Source organism: Streptomyces sp. NPDC059008, assembly GCF_042749045.1.
Lineage (GTDB): Bacteria > Actinomycetota > Actinomycetes > Streptomycetales > Streptomycetaceae > Streptomyces.
The window spans coordinates 216,764-230,210 of sequence record NZ_JBHYJC010000005.1; the positions used below are offsets into that span (position 1 = coordinate 216,764).

11 protein-coding genes and 1 pseudogene are annotated in these 13,447 nt (G+C 72.8%); 6 read left to right on the forward strand and 6 right to left on the reverse strand.

The genetic code is table 11. The annotated features are described in order from the left end of the window. Positions 1 to 215: 215 nt before the first annotated feature. Positions 216 to 824 (reverse strand): GNAT family N-acetyltransferase, encoded by a 609-nt coding sequence (locus tag ACFWZH_RS10085; RefSeq protein ID WP_384427646.1) that lies wholly within the window; start codon positions 822 to 824, stop codon positions 216 to 218. A 214-nt stretch (positions 825 to 1,038) separates the two neighbouring features. On the opposite strand from ACFWZH_RS10085, the pseudogene ACFWZH_RS10090 reads away from it, so the two are divergent. Together ACFWZH_RS10090 and ACFWZH_RS10095 are read left to right on the forward strand one after the other, a co-directional pair. Further along, positions 1,039 to 1,383: pseudogene (locus ACFWZH_RS10090) on the forward strand (hypothetical protein); the annotation flags it as partial. A 237-nt stretch (positions 1,384 to 1,620) separates the two neighbouring features. Next, on the forward strand, positions 1,621 to 1,851 hold the full coding sequence (locus tag ACFWZH_RS10095) for a hypothetical protein (RefSeq protein ID WP_384427758.1): 231 nt from the start codon (positions 1,621 to 1,623) through the stop codon (positions 1,849 to 1,851). 45 nt (positions 1,852 to 1,896) lie between these two features. On the opposite strand, the gene ACFWZH_RS10100 is transcribed toward ACFWZH_RS10095, so the two are convergent. Further along, complete coding sequence (locus ACFWZH_RS10100) at positions 1,897 to 3,033, reverse strand: substrate-binding domain-containing protein (RefSeq protein WP_384427648.1); 1,137 nt, start codon at positions 3,031 to 3,033, stop codon at positions 1,897 to 1,899. A 424-nt stretch (positions 3,034 to 3,457) separates the two neighbouring features. On the opposite strand from ACFWZH_RS10100, the gene ACFWZH_RS10105 reads away from it, so the two are divergent. The 4 genes from ACFWZH_RS10105 to ACFWZH_RS10120 are packed head-to-tail and all read left to right on the forward strand — an operon-like array spanning position 3,458 to position 7,366. Further along, positions 3,458 to 5,884 (forward strand): ATP-binding protein, encoded by a 2,427-nt coding sequence (locus ACFWZH_RS10105; protein WP_384427650.1) that lies wholly within the window; start codon positions 3,458 to 3,460, stop codon positions 5,882 to 5,884. Positions 5,885 to 5,909: 25 nt separating this feature from the next. Further along, positions 5,910 to 6,341, forward strand: coding sequence for a roadblock/LC7 domain-containing protein (locus ACFWZH_RS10110; protein ID WP_384427746.1), 432 nt, complete (start codon positions 5,910 to 5,912; stop codon positions 6,339 to 6,341). Positions 6,342 to 6,390: 49 nt separating this feature from the next. Beyond that, positions 6,391 to 6,804 (forward strand): DUF742 domain-containing protein, encoded by a 414-nt coding sequence (locus ACFWZH_RS10115; protein WP_384427652.1) that lies wholly within the window; start codon positions 6,391 to 6,393, stop codon positions 6,802 to 6,804. Further along, positions 6,752 to 7,366 (forward strand): ATP/GTP-binding protein, encoded by a 615-nt coding sequence (locus ACFWZH_RS10120; RefSeq protein WP_384427654.1) that lies wholly within the window; start codon positions 6,752 to 6,754, stop codon positions 7,364 to 7,366. Before ACFWZH_RS10115 ends, ACFWZH_RS10120 begins: the two co-directional genes overlap by 53 nt. 24 nt (positions 7,367 to 7,390) lie before the next feature. Here ACFWZH_RS10120 and ACFWZH_RS10125 read toward each other — a convergent pair whose 3' ends face one another. From ACFWZH_RS10125 to ACFWZH_RS10140, 4 genes are read right to left on the reverse strand one after another with little or no spacing between them, the layout of a single operon-like run. After that, entirely contained in the window at positions 7,391 to 8,584 is a 1,194-nt protein-coding gene (locus ACFWZH_RS10125; RefSeq protein WP_384427656.1) for a tetratricopeptide repeat protein, read from the reverse strand. Between the two features lie 22 nt (positions 8,585 to 8,606). After that, entirely contained in the window at positions 8,607 to 10,508 is a 1,902-nt protein-coding gene (locus ACFWZH_RS10130) for a hypothetical protein (protein ID WP_384427658.1), read from the reverse strand. Next, positions 10,505 to 10,918 carry a hypothetical protein gene (locus ACFWZH_RS10135; protein ID WP_384427660.1) on the reverse strand — a complete coding sequence of 138 codons (414 nt, stop codon included), beginning with the start codon at positions 10,916 to 10,918 and terminating at the stop codon, positions 10,505 to 10,507. Before ACFWZH_RS10135 ends, ACFWZH_RS10130 begins: the two co-directional genes overlap by 4 nt. Before the next feature lie 26 nt (positions 10,919 to 10,944). Next, positions 10,945 to 13,317: a TIR domain-containing protein gene (locus tag ACFWZH_RS10140; protein WP_384427662.1), complete on the reverse strand. Its 2,373-nt coding sequence runs from the start codon at positions 13,315 to 13,317 to the stop codon at positions 10,945 to 10,947. Positions 13,318 to 13,447: the final 130 nt, after the last annotated feature.

The window sequence follows — 13,447 nt, forward strand, 5'->3', positions numbered from 1 at the left end:
CGGCGCCCCCTGCACAGGAGTGCGCGACCCGGCTCCCATGATCGGCCCGGGTGTGGAATGAACCGGTTTGCCCGGCAGGGTCACGGCGACCACGGGTGGGCGGCACACCCCAACCAGGCCATCGACCGACCAATCGATAAAGAGGCACAGAAAAGGGGCACACGGGGGCGAATATCAGCCATCGCCCCTGTGTGCCCCGACTCCCCGGACAGCCTCTAGACCTCGTCCGGGCGCCGCGGCCGGCGCCACATCCCCCACAGCACCGGCCCGTCCCCGGGCAGTCGCAGCTCCGCCCTCACGGTGAAGCCGAAGTGCTCGTAGAAGGGGAGATTGGACGGCTTGGAGGACTCCAGATAGGCGGGCAGACCCGCCGCGTCGGCCTGGGCCAGCCCCGAGCGCAGCAGGGCGGACCCGTGCCCCTGCCCCTGGGCGGCCGGGTCGGCGCCGATCATCGCCAGGTACCAGTGCGGTTCCTGGGGGGTGTGCCGGGCGGCCGTCTCCACGGCGTCCCGGAACAGCCCGGCCCGGTCGCCGAGGATGCCGAGGAGTTCCTCGATGGTCTCCGCGTCGGGAACGGCCTTGGCCTGGGCCTCCGGCGGCACCCAGAACGCGGCCGCCGCCTCGGTGCGCTCGCACACACCGTGGCGGACGTACTGCCGGGTGAAGATCGTGGTGAAGTAGCGGCCCAGCGCCGCCTCGCGCGAGGCGCCGTCGGGGAAGAACCAGCGCATCATCGGGTCGTCGTCGAAGGCGCGGGCCAGGAGGGGGCCGATCAGCGGGGCATCGTCGATCGTCGCCGTCCTCGGCGTGTTCGTTATGGGCATACGGGTCATTCTGCACCCGATGATCTTGGACGGCGGGAGCAGGCCCCGGCAGGGCAGCCAGGACCAGGCCGCCGTCGTGTCCGCCGTCGGGCCGGGTGGTGGCGCCCCGGCCGGAAATCCCTGGCACGACGAGCAGAGGGGACGTTACGATCCGCGCGATGACTACTCAATCCCCTGGCAGATTGGGGGTCCCGTCCGCGCAAGGTGAGCGCTGATGCTCACTCACCTCGCGAACGGGGATTCCCGCCTTTCCTTCTGGCTGCGCGTGCGCGAGTTCGCCGTGCCGCCGTCCATGATCGAGCCTGCGACCGCCCGCCGGCATGCCGGGGACTGGGCGGGGGCGTGTGCCGCCGCAGGCATCGATGTCGACCTCCAGCTGCGTTCCGTGGCACGCGTCCACGGACGGGAACTCGCGGCCCAAGTCCGCGCCGATCTCCGCCATCTGGCTCCTGACCTGCTGCGCTGGCATATGCCGAGGATCGCTCCTGACGGGCTGCTGCGCCCGGGACTGACCCTCGCGCTGGCCCGGTACGACTCCCCGAGAGACAACTGTTCCCCCGGCAGCGCGCGGCCGGGTCGTGGGGCGAGGACGATCCCGAGTACGTCCCGGACTCGCCGCCGGAGTGGGCACGGGTGGTGTCCATCGGGTCGGCTCCTGCTGGTCGTTGAGGGCGGGAAACGCGGGCGGTCGGCGGCCGACTCCTCGCCGGCTGGTCCGGCAGGCTCTTCCGCTTCTCGGCACCGGAGTGACTTCGTGTTTGCACAGGCGAAGCAGGGGAAACGCTCTTGCGGATCGATGGACCTGGTGCCGGAGCCCGCCGGCCCGCGCCGCGCGTACCGCGCGCAGTCCGCCACGCACCGAGAGGACTCCATGAAGGACATCCGCCGTTCCCTCACCGTCCTGGCCACCGCCGTTCTGCTCTCCCTGGGAGGCCTCGCCCTTGCCGCACCGGCCCAGGCCTTCTCCGAAGGTCCCGAGAGCAACGCCGCCGTCGTCCCCGCGCTGGGGGCGGGGCTGATCCTGTAGGCGCCGGGCCCCGCCCCGGCCCCGACCCCCGCCCAGGGGAACGCGTCAGCCGCCCCAGATCTTGCGGTAGGCCTGGCGGTAGCCCTCGGAGTCCCAGGACAGTGCGCCGCCGCTGTTGGCGGCGGTGGCGATGTGGACGGGGGCGACGTAGCCGCTGTCGGGGGCTCCGGCGAAGGCGCGGTTGAACTCGTCGACGATCTGCCAGCCCTGCTCGGAGAGCGGCTCGGGCACGGTGGCGGCCTGGAACTCCTTGCCGTTGACGCGCTCGAAGGCCGACGGGTCACCGTCGCCGGCACCGATGTTGAACGGGGCCCCGGCACCGCCCTTGCCCGCGGCGCGCAGGGCGGGGGCGGCGTGGCGGAAGTACAGGTCGTTGATGGCGGCGGAGTAGGTCCACCTGCGGCCGAAACGGGACAGCAGGGAGCGGACCTTCCCGATGGAGCGGCTGTTGGCCTGGGGGATGGGGAGGTCGGTGTAGCTCAGCAGCTTGGTGCCGGAGCAGGTGGCGAGTTCCTTCTTGATCAGGTCTGACTTTCGCTTCGCGAACGGAATCGAGGCGTCGGTGAACAGCACGACGCCCGCGCGGCCGTTGGACCGGGCGATGATCCAGTCGGCGCTGATCTTCGCGACATCCTCGACCCGGGAGGTGATGTTGCTGACGAGCTGCGGATCTTCGCTGGGGCCGGGGACCGCGGTGGCGTGCCAGCCGATCAGCGGAATGCGTGCCCTGTTGGCCTTTTCGACGCTCTCCGCGGCGATCTCGGGATCGAAGCCGCCGACGACGATGCCGTCCGGCTTGAGGGCGACGGCCTGTTTGAACGCGGCCCGGATGCCTGCGGGCGTGCCCTGGCCGTTGAGGGTGCGGACGCGCCATCCGACGATCTTGGCGGCTTCCTGGACGCCTTGGGCGACCCCGGCGACGCCCGGGTTGGTCAGGGTCTGGGCGATATAGACGAGGCTCTTGCCGTGGACGGCCTCGGGCCCGGTGGTGGGCCCTCTCCAGGGGGCGTTGGCCTCTTCGGCCTTCGCGACCGCCTCCTTGGCCCTGGAGAGGGTGGTGGGGCACCCGGGCTTGGCGGAGTCCTTGCGGGCCGCGGTGGTGCCGGCGCCGGAGTCGCAGCCGGCGGTGGCCATGACCAGGAGTGCGGCGGCTGACACGACCGCCTTGCGGGTGGGGTGCACGGGTCTCCTCGCAGGGCAGGTTGAGGATGCGGGTTGGGGTGGGGGGAGACAGGTTACGGGTGGCGAGGCCCCGCGGAGCACCCGCCTCCGGAAGGTACGGCGCAGGCCACCGGCGCCGGCCCCGTGGGGGAACGGGCGGGCCCGCGCCCCACTCCCCCACGGACACCGATCCGTTCACCGGGCCGGCACCCCACCGTGGGACAACGCGCCAAAAGTGACAAAGAGTTGAATACCGCTTGGCCTTTGCTGCCATGTGTTGCATGCGTGTGCACAAGCGGTAGTGTTCACGGCCGGTCGGGCATGTGGCGCAATCTTTTCGCTCGCATCTGGGGTGAACTGCGTAAACGCCACATTTCCCCCTCGTCGGCGGTCGGCGACAACGACACCTCGGTCACCGCTCAGGAGCACGTCGTAAGGAGGCTGGGTGTCTGTGGACGCAGTGGATCCGCCACACGAAGCGGACCCGTCCGGGCGTTCACCGTCGAGGCCGCGGTTCCGTCGGCAGGCGGGCGTCCTCCTGGACCGATGGCCGTTCCGGCGCAAACTCAACGTTCTGGTGATCGCGCCCGTCGCGGTCGTCGGCGTACTGCTGGGCCTCGGCGTCGACTCCCAGGTGGACAAGGCCGTCGCCGCCAGCCGGAGCGCGGAGTTGGTGCGCGACAGCGAACAGGTCACACGACTGATCAACGACGTGCAGTCCGAACACCGCCAGGCGCTCCTGCTGTCCGTGGAGCAGGAGTCGGTCCGGCCCGGCGCCGCCCTGCCGTCGACCGCCGCCTACCGCCGGGCGCAGCGGGACACCGATGAGCAGGTCACCGCCGTGCGCTCGGCGTTCGGGGCGGGCCTGCCGAGGCAGGAGGCACAGGCCCTCGACTACATCCGGGGCCTCGCCGTGCTGCGCGACAAGGTCGAGCGGGGCTCGATTCCGGCCGCCGGCATCGACCCCGCGTACGCTGCCGCGGTCGGCTACCTGATCGACGGCATCGGCCTCGATCGCTTCGTCGGCACCTCGTCGTCCTCGGTCACCGAACTCCTCGACACGGTGCTGCGGGCCGACGCCGCCCACGCGGCCTTCGAGAGCGGGGTGTTCTCCGCCCAGACCCGGGATGCCAACGCGCTCACCGAGTACACCCGTGCGGTCGGCGCCCACAAGCTCTACGAGGAGCAGACCGAGCGCTTCGGCAGGATCGCCGACCCGGACCAGGCCCTGCGCCTGGGCGGGATCGAGCGGGACGCCGAGGAGAACGGCATCGAGGCCCAGTTCGCGGAGCTCCAGATCGATCCGGGCTCCCTGCAGGGCCAGAGCCCGCGTCAGCTGCGCGCGGCGATCACCGCCGGAACCCGGCAGGCCGAGGCCCGCCTCGACATCACCCGGTCGCTGATCGGTCAGATCGCCGCCCGGGCCGACGGCCTGTCCCAAAGCGCCCTGCACAACGCGCTGGCGATGCTCGGCCTCGCCCTGCTCGGCTTCGCTTCCTGGCTGGCCTTCTCCGTCCTGGTCCGGCGCTCGGTCGTGCGTCCGCTGGCGGCCCTGACCGGTGCCGCCCAGCAGGTGGTCGACGTGGCCGGCGAGGAACTCGCCAGGGTCGAGGACGACGAATCGGCGGAGCGCACCCCGCTGCGGCCGCGGCCGATCCCCGTCCCGGTCCGCGACGAGATCGGCCACCTGGCCGAGGCGTTCAACCAGGTGCAGGTCACCGCCGCGGCGCTGCTGGAGCGGCAGGTGCTCAGCCGCCGCAACGTGGCCGAGATGTTCGGCAACGTCGGACGCCGGGTCAGCAACCTCACCTCACGCCAGCTGATGCTGATCGACACCGTGGAACGCGAGGAGAGCGACCCCGACATCCTGGACCGGATGTACCGCATCGACCACATCGCCGTACGCCTCCAGCGCAACGCCGACAGCCTGATGCTGCTCGCCGGCATCCGGGACCCGGAGGTGGAGGCCCGGCCGACCCCCCTGGCCAACGTCATTCGGGCCGCCCTCGGGCAGATCGAGGGCTACCAGCGGGTGTCCCTGCGGTCCGAGACGGAGTTCACCGTCGGCCCCGACGTCGTCGACGATCTGACGCTGATGCTCGCCGAACTGCTGGAGAACGCGGTCTCGTTCTCCCCGTCCGACACGCCCGTCGAGGTGGTCGTCCGGCCCGGCACCGACATCACCTCGGACGGCGGTGCCCTGATCGAGGTCATCGACCACGGCCTGGGCATGAGCACGGAACGCCTCGGCGAGGAGAACTCCCGGCTGGTCCGCCGGGAGCGGCTCGACCTCGTACCGACCAAGGTCCTCGGCCTGTTCGTGGTCGGCAGCCTCGCCCGGCGCTCCGGCATCCGGGTCACCCTGAGCCGTACCCCGGGCGGCGGGGTCACCGGCTCCGTCTGGCTCCCCGCCACGCTGCTGCTGGCCGTGAGCCCCGCCGCCGCGCCGTCCCCGGCGGCGGACGTGTCCCACACCGCGTCGGAGCTTGCGGCGGCGCCCGAGCAGGAGTCCACCGCGCCCGCGCTCCAGCCGGTGCCGGCCCTGGCCACGCCCCTGCCGGTGCGCCCCGCCGCCACGCCCGGCCAGCGGCCGGCCGCCCCCGCGGCCGAACCGCACCCGGCGCAGTCCGCTCGGCCGCTGCGGCGGCGGGTACGAGGCGCGACGCTCGACATGACCGCCCCGACGGCCGACCGGGGGCCGCAGACCGTGCGCCGGCCCGTCGACCCCGACGCGGTCCGTTCGGAACTCGACGAATTCGAGGCCGCCGTCCGCAGGGCAGAGCAGGAGAGTGCCGCTGCCCCGACGGATCCAGCACCATCGCAGCACCAGCAACCCCGGAAGGAGTCGGGCAGTGACCACGCCGACAGGTAAGAGCAGCTCCGAGCGGGAGGAGCCCATGGACCTGACAGCCGCCGCGGCCGACTTCACCTGGCTGCTCGACCGGTTCGCCACCCAGACCGCCGGCGTCGTCGACGCCATCGCGGTGTCCTCCGACGGTCTGCTGATCGCCGTGTCCCAACTGCGCGAACAGGCCGACTCCGAGCGGCTCGCGGCCATCGTGTCGGGCGTCACCAGCCTGGCGGCCGGAGCGTCCGGCAACTACGGCCTCGGCGGCCTCAACAAGGTCATCATCGACCTGGAGGGCGGCCATGTCCTGGTGTCGGCCATCGGCTGCGGTGCCGTCCTGGGCGTGGTGACCTCGAAGGAGGCGAAGCTCGGCAACATCGCCTACGAGATGACCCTCTTCGCCAACCGGGCCGGGAGCGCGCTCACCCCCCAGTTGGTGCTGGAGCTCAAGAACAACGCCGGCGCCGCACCGGCCCGCTGAACCCGTCCCCCACCGCGGAGCCAGGGGCGCGGGCGCCGAGAAGAGGATCATGATGGCCGCAGGTGGACCAGGACCGGAACCGGCCGGCCGTGCTCCCGCGATCAGGCCTTTCCTGCTGACCGCCGGCCGGGTGGCCGGGAGCGGTGCCGGCCCCCCGCTCCCGGTCGAGACGCAGGTCGTGGCGACGTCGTCCGGCCTCGCCGTGCTGGGCTCGCTCGCCTTCGAACAACACGACATCATCGCCGCCTGCCGAAGGCCGCAGTCGGTGGCGGAACTCGCCGCGCGGCTGCATCTGCACCTCAACGTGGTCCGGGTGCTGGCGGAGGACCTGCGTGCCGCCGGGCATCTGGCGGTGCACGTCCCGAACGCCAGGACAACCCAGGACATCTCCGTACTGCGAAGGGTTATCGATGGTCTCCGCGCCGTCCCCGACTCACGGGACACACTCCGCGACAGCGGTTGAACAGCCGCCGGTACCGGTCAAGTTGGTCATTGCGGGCGGCTTCGGCGTCGGCAAGACCACGGCCGTGGGCGCGATCTCCGAGATCCGGCCGCTGACCACGGAGGCCGCCATCACCGAGGTCGCGGCGGGTGTGGACGATCTCTCCCACACCCCGGAGAAGACCACCACCACGGTCGCCATGGACTTCGGTTGCGTCACCATCGACCCGACGCTGAAGCTCTACCTGTTCGGCACGCCGGGCCAGGACCGGTTCGGGTTCATGTGGGACGACGTGGTCGAGGGCGCTCTCGGCGCTCTGGTGATCGTGGACACCCGCCGCCTGGACGACTGCTACGCCGCGGTGGACTACTTCGAGCACAAGAGCATGCCGTTCGCCGTCGCCGTGAACGCGTTCGACGGCGAGGTCCACCACGACCTCGACGAGGTCCGCTGGGCACTGGACGTCTCCGACCACATCCCGCTCCTCGTCTTCGACGCACGCAACACGGGCTCGGTCCGCGACGCCCTGCTGGTCGTACTCGAAGCCGCCCTGTCCCGCGCGGAGGGCACCGCAGGGGGCTGACGCCCGGGGCTCCTTCCAGCCGGTTCACCGGTGCTCGGCGCGCACCTCCGCGATCAAGGCGCGTACGGTCTCGGCCTCGGGCGAGCCCAGCTCGGTGTAGTGGTGCAGGGCGCGCTCCCAGTGGTGCAGGGCGCGCCGCGGTGCGTCGGCGCGGCTGACCGAGCCCGGGGCGCGGCGGGCGCGGGCCTCCTCGTAGCTGCTGCCGCAGAACCGGCTCAGGCGCAGGGCGCGCAGCAGATGCAGCCGGGCCGAACTCGGGTCGCCGGCCTTGGCATACGCCTCGCCCAGCCCGTTGAGCGTCATCGCCGCGTCGAGGTGCAGATCCAGTGCGTCGAAGATCCGCCCGGCCTCCCGTAGATGGCCGATCGCGTCCGTGATGCGACCGAGTTCCCTTTCGGCCAGCGACACCCCGCGCAAGGTGATGGCGCGGTTCCGCTCCGCCCCCAACAGCTCGTACCGCCGCAGCGCCTGCAGATGGTCCTCCAGGGCTCCGGCGTAGTCCCCGGAGTAGTGCCGCACCCAGGCATGGTTCTCGACCGCGTTCGCGCCGCCGTGTGCGTCTCCCGCGGCCTCGAAGTGGTGTGCGGCGGCCGTGTAGTGCGCGGACGCACCCGCCAGGTGGCGCTGTTCCACCAGCGCCAGCCCCAGGCTGTTGTGCAGGATGCCCTGTTCGCGGCGTGCGCCGGCCCGCTCCGCGGCGGCGAGCGCCACCCGGTGCGTGTTCTCCCACGGTGTCCACGCCTTGGCGAGGAAGAAGTACCCGCGCAGCGCGTCGGCGAGCAGCCAGCTGCGCTCCGGGGCCGAGGACCCGGCGGCGGCCCGGCAGATGCCCACGACGTTGTCCAGTTCGGCGGACAGCCACGAAAGGGCGGCGCTCCGGGACGTCATCTCCGGGGCGGCCCCGCCCGGCCCGGTCACCAGGCAGGCGGCGGGTCCGGGGGGCCGGCCGCCCGGGTCCAGAGCGGCCACCAGAGAGGCCAGTTCCGCCTCGTGGCCGATGTGGACCGACGACGGCGGCGGAAGTCCGCGGGAGGGTGCGCCCGCGGGCTGCTGCGGGGCCGTGAGGGTCACCTGCCCGCCCTGGATCACCGGTCCGTAGAAGACCCCGCCCGAGACGGTGTTGTGTACTCCGCCCGTTGGTCGCGGGGCGCCGGGCACCGCACCCCGCTGCTCGGGGGCGTCCTGCCGGGCGCCGCCGTCCGCCGCGCTCGCGCTCACCTCGCACCTCCCTCCTGTCGGCTCACAGTGACCGGCCCAGCCATCGCACACAGGCCAGGGCGGCCCGCAGGAACCCGTCCGCCTCGGGCGATCCGGGGGCGGGCGGCGGGCGGTGCTCGCGCCCCACGGCGAAGGCGCGCCGGATGCCGGTCGCGTCCGGGGCCCCGAACTCCGGTGCCCGCCGAAGGACCTGACGGGCCGCCGTCACCCGCTCGCCCTCGCACAACAGCCGGTAGCGCAGCGCGTCGAGGCAGAAGCGGGAGGCGAGCCAGGCGTCCCGCACCGGGTCCGTGCGCTGCCGGTCGGCGGCGGTGAGCCGGGTCCACAGCACGCTCTCGGCGTTCTGGGTCCAATACCGGGCCTCGTCCGCCAGGACCTGGGTGGTCGGCCAGGTCACCCCTGCCTCCTCCAGTGTTCCGACCACGGGATGGCGTTCCGCCAGCAGGCGGCAGGCGACCAGCGGGGACCTCGCCGTCCCGGCCGCCTCGGTGACGTTGACGCGCAGGGTGGCGAGGTGCCGGTTCATGGCCGCGGCCAGTGCGTACCAGTGCTCCTGGCAGGGGTCGTCGTCGATGACGACCGTGATGTCGATGTCGCTGAAGCGGCTGACGGCCGCCGGGTCGAGCGTCGAGCCGGTGAGGACGGCGGCCAGGACGCCCGGCCGGCCCCGCAGTACGCCGTGTGCCCAGGCGGCGATGTCCCCCGGCGGCAGGAACGCGGGCCGGGCGGGGTCCGGATCCGCGGGCGGGCCGGCGGCACAGGGCGTGCTCGCCGTCCGAAGCGTCCGGACGGTCAGGTCGGCTCCCAGCAACGTGCGCAACGCCGCGGCGATCGTGGTGCGTTGAAGGTCCGTGGCGGGGTGCGGGTCCTGGTGTTCCACCACGACCTCGTCGCCGTCCCTGACGATCCGCGAGACGCCGAGGTCGAGTTGCCGGGAGAGCTTGGCCAGATCGATCCTGCGCACGGCGCGGCCGCTCGGCCCGGTCACCAGGGCGTGCTGGGTCCGCGCGGCGAGCAGCCGCAGCCGGGGTCCGGGCCGCCGGCAGCCGCACGGCCCGTCGACCCAGACGCCCTGGTCCCCGTTGACGTAGCGCAGCAGCGGCATCGCTCGGTTCACCAGCGGCGTCACCGCGATGTCACCGGCGACCCCGGGTGGCAGCGGATCCCCCTGGTCCCCCACCACCTCCACGAAGGCAGCCGTCTCCTCGACGTGGTAGGTCCCGCTCTGCCCGCACTCGTGCGCGACGATGCCGCCCTCGGCGAGGGTGTAGAGGGCGGTGACCGGGCAGTGGAACGTCTCCTGGATGCGTTGCCGCAGCCCGGCGGTGAACTGCTCACCGGACAGGACGACCAACCGCGGCCGCACCCCGCTGGACGGCCCGAGGCGGTCGCACAGAGCCGCCATCACACTGGGCATCACGGTGATCACCTTCCCGCGCAGCTCCCCCAGCGCGGAACGGAACTCGTCGTCCGGCAACTGCCAGGCCCGGCTCAGGTTCCACTTGACCAGCGCGACGTCGGGCGGGTCCGGTGCGATCGTCGCGCGGGAGGTCGACGCCAGGTGCAGCGTCAGATGCGTGATCGCCGGACCGGCGGGCCCGCCGAGGTGACGCCGTACATGCCGGACCAGGGCGGCGAGTTCGGCCTGCTGCGCCGCGTCGTCGACGACGACCTCCAGGGGCGTACCGGTCGTTCCGGTGGTGTGCACCCGCCGCCACCGGCGGGCGTCCCCCTCGGCCGACCACAGGCGCGGGCGCTCGCTCCGGACGGCCGTACGACGCAGCAGCGGCAACCGGCGCAGCACGGCGACCGCGTTCTCCTCGGTCACCGGGCCCGGCGGAACCAGCGACTGGTAGTGCGGGACGTGCCGGCGGGCGTACTCGAGCAGCGCGGCGAGCGCCGTCGACGCGCTCGTGCCGCTCACCCCGGAAGCCAATCGGCGGCCTCCTGGTCGACATCGGCCAGGAACCCGGACAGCTCCTCGATGTCGTGACCGCTGGACGCCCAGAACTGGGCGAGCCCGGCGGGGCCGGTCTCCTGCGCCGGCTCACCGGCCACGGGCGCGTGCAGGGCCTGGGCGCGGTAGTCCACCATTCTGACGAGCTTGAGCAGGTCGGCGGTGTCCCCGCCCTCGGCGGCCCAGCGGCCGCGCAGTTCGCCGAAGGCGTCCCCGGCGTCCAGCACCGAGTCGTCCGACCGTGAGGCGTGCAGCAACAGCGCCAGGTGGCCGCGCAGCAGCGCCCCGGTCCGCTTGCTCATCCGCTCGGGGGCGGCCTGGACGAACGACTCGTGCAGATAGTCCGGCAGGCCGCCGGCACGCAGCGCCGACCTCATCACCCGGGCCGGCGTCCTTCGTCCGATCACCGCGGCTCGCCCTCTGCCTTCCGCCCGTCCCCCGCGAGCCGGGTCACCTGCTGGAGGTTCTCCAACCGCCACAGCATCCGGTCGACCGCCTTGCGCACCGCGGGGTCCCGGGCCGGTGTCGCGGCGGCCTGCCGAACCGACTCCAGTGCCCGGGCCGGCAGCCCCAGCCGCTCGTAGACGAGGGCGAGTCCGTGCAGCGCACGCGGCAGGTCGATGGTCAGGGACCGGGCGCGCATCTCGTGCACCGTGCGCTCCAGATGCCGCACCGCTGATTCGGGTGAGCCGAGGCGCGCCTCGCACATCGCCAGGCTCGCCTCCGTGTCGAGGCGGTGCCGGGCGTCGGCGGTGTCGCCGCCCACCGCCAGGGCGGTGCGGTAGGCCGCGGCGGCCTCCCCGTACCTCCCGCGGCGCAGATGGACGTTGCCCTCCAGCTTGTGGGCGATCAGCAGGCCCGCGGTGTCGCCCGCGCGGGTGCGCAGGTCGACGCAGACGCCCAGCTCGTGCAGCGTCGAGCGGTCGTCCTCCTGCAGATAGGACAGGAAGGCCCGCTGCCCCGCCAGCTCGGCGCGCAGGGCGGGTGAGTCGGCGGCACCCGGCACCGACTCGCACTCGCGCGCCAACTGCCAGGCGGACCTGGTGTCGCCGAGCTGGGCGATCTTGCGGGACAGGCGGACCCGGAGGCGGACCCGGTCCGCTTCGTCCCCGAGGCCGTCGGCCGCCTCGATGAGTGCCTTGGTGAGCAGGACGTACTCCTTCCAGAAGCCGCGTGCGTTGAGCCGGTCGAGCACCCGGTCGGGGACGGCGTCGCGAAGCGCCCGCCACTCCCCCGTCTCCACCGACACCAGGGCCACGGGGGCCAGCACGCCCGCGAGCGACGCCAGCACCTCGCTCTCCGCCTCGGCCGCCGGCCCCGCCAGTTCGGCGAGGATGTCGTGCAGGGCGGCCCGGCGGGCCGTCGGGTCCACATCGTCCAGCGCCTGCATCACGAGCTGGGGCACCTCGATGCCGCCGGCGACATGGACGACGAGGCAGCGCGGCACCAGATCGGACAGCGAGGTCGTGAACCACGGCGGGAGGGCCATCCCGGCCGAGAGGAGGTCCGCCGGCGGCACCCCGTCGAGCACCGCGGCGTACGCGAGGGCCTTGCGGTGCACCTCCGGGAGCCGGGCGACCGCGGTGGCCACGAGTTTCCGTGCGGAGCGCACATCGGAGGGCAGGTCGGGGCGGACCAGCAGCGCCGCGGGCACGTAGGCGGTGTGCGCCAGGAAGGTGCGCAGGGCGAGCGGATGTGAGAGCACATCGCCCGGCAGCTGCCTGGCGAGCTCCGCCGGGTCCACCGGAAGCTGCGCGCTCTGCGCCACATGGGCGATGAAGTCGGTGCCTTCGGCGCGGGACATCGGCGGCACGAGGATGTGCCGGGCCTCGGCGGCGTCCGCGAAGTGCTCCTGGGCGGTGGCCAGGACCAGGCAGTCACGAAGACCGGCGAAGGACCGCAGAATCGTGCTTCCGACATGATCCGTGCCGAGGTCGTCCAACAGCACCAGAAGCGGCTCGTCCGCGACCCGCGCCAGCAGCGCCGCGAGCGCGTCCGGCCAGTCGCGCAGGTACAGCTCCTCGCGTGCCAGTCCCCGGCCGAACGCACGGTCCAGCCGGTCGTTGACCTCGTCCACGAGGAAACGGGGCTCGGCAGCGGTGGTCCCTCCCCCGGACAGGGCCAGGACGGTCCGGCCGACGCGGAGGTCGTCCGCCGTGTCGCACAGCACATGCGTCTTGCCGATGCCGGGAAGTCCGCACAGCACCACCGGGGCGCCACCCGCCGTCGCCGCGGCGCGGGCCGCCGCCACGACGGAGCTTCTGCGCCAGCCGCCGGCAGGGGCGTTGAAGCCCGATCGGTACTCCGCGTCGTGCGCTCCGCCCGGTAACGCCGCCGCCGCGGGTTCCGGCGGTCCGGGTGCCTCGCCGCGGATTCCGGCACGGAGCCGGGTGAACGCACGGGGCTGGTCCAGCCCGCCGCGGAAGTCGCAGTAGGTGAACCGGTCCAGGAAGTCCAGATGCTCCAGGGCCGAATCCGGGGCGTCCGGGAGCAGCACGGGTATCACCCGCATGGAGCGGCCGCTGACCCGGGCGTTGACCGCGAGCCGCACCTCCTCGTTCTGCCACGGTCCCAGGCCGTGCGGGCCGCACATCGCAAGACAGCAGGGGCTGTTGGCCAGCGCCTCGTTCTGCCGCTCCTGCCACGGCTCCCCCGCCACCAGGCACCAGTCGTCGAGGAAGACCTGGAAGCCCTCGTCGTGGAGCATCTCGGCGAGCCGGTGCACCACGGCCAGGTCCCTGGCGTTGTAGCTGATGAACGCGTCGTAGGTCGGCATCCGCCGACGGTCTCCGCTCTCCACCGTCCCCCCGTAGAAACGCACCCGGATTCCGGAACACGAGCGAACGCCGCTGCCCGGCACGGTCACCCGATTATGCCTACCGGGACCGGTACGGCGGTAACTCACC

Coding starts and splice junctions, on each gene's coding strand:
- ACFWZH_RS10085 (WP_384427646.1), bottom strand. CDS start 824: ATGCCCATAACGAACACGCCGAGGACGGCGACGATCGACGATGCCCCG.
- ACFWZH_RS10095 (WP_384427758.1), top strand. CDS start 1,621: ATGGACCTGGTGCCGGAGCCCGCCGGCCCGCGCCGCGCGTACCGCGCG.
- ACFWZH_RS10110 (WP_384427746.1), top strand. CDS start 5,910: ATGGACCTGACAGCCGCCGCGGCCGACTTCACCTGGCTGCTCGACCGG.
- ACFWZH_RS10115 (WP_384427652.1), top strand. CDS start 6,391: ATGATGGCCGCAGGTGGACCAGGACCGGAACCGGCCGGCCGTGCTCCC.
- ACFWZH_RS10120 (WP_384427654.1), top strand. CDS start 6,752: ATGGTCTCCGCGCCGTCCCCGACTCACGGGACACACTCCGCGACAGCG.
- ACFWZH_RS10135 (WP_384427660.1), bottom strand. CDS start 10,918: ATGAGGTCGGCGCTGCGTGCCGGCGGCCTGCCGGACTATCTGCACGAG.
- ACFWZH_RS10140 (WP_384427662.1), bottom strand. CDS start 13,317: ATGCCGACCTACGACGCGTTCATCAGCTACAACGCCAGGGACCTGGCC.